The organism is Actinospica acidithermotolerans, assembly GCF_018139625.1.
Lineage (GTDB): Bacteria > Actinomycetota > Actinomycetes > Streptomycetales > Catenulisporaceae > Actinospica > Actinospica acidithermotolerans.
The window spans coordinates 1-410 of the sequence record NZ_JAGSOH010000385.1 but is presented as its reverse complement, the minus strand read 5'-3'; the positions used below and the strand labels follow the sequence as shown (position 1 = coordinate 410).

At 70.5% G+C, this 410-nt stretch carries 1 protein-coding gene; it reads left to right on the top strand.

Annotation, left to right across the window (positions count from 1 at the left end):
* A partial coding sequence (locus KDK95_RS39060) for a PLP-dependent transferase (protein WP_212522671.1) occupies window positions 1–410 on the top strand: 410 nt, incomplete at both ends.

Here is a 410-nt window from a genome sequence, read left to right as displayed (position 1 = left end):
GTGTATGCCGAATGCCCCGCTTCGCTCGTCTACGAGATGTGCGACCTGCCGGAACTGGCACGCATCGCCCATGCCCACGGCGCGCTGCTGGTGGCGGACAACACCTGGGGATCGGGCCTGCAGTACCGCCCGCTCGCGCTGGGGGCGGACGTGTCCGTGATGGCCGCCACCAAATACCTTTCGGGCCATTCGGACGTGATGATGGGCACCGTCTCCACCACCGAGGCGGCGTGGCAGCCGCTCGCGGATCGCTGCGACGCCTTCGGCATGGCGGTGAGCCCCGACGACGCCTGGCTCGTGCTGCGCGGCATGCGCTCCCTGTCGGCACGGCTGCAGATGCACGAGCGCCATGCGCTGCAGGTGGCCCGCTGGCTGCAGGCGCAGCCGCAGGTGCGCCAGGTGTTCTGCCC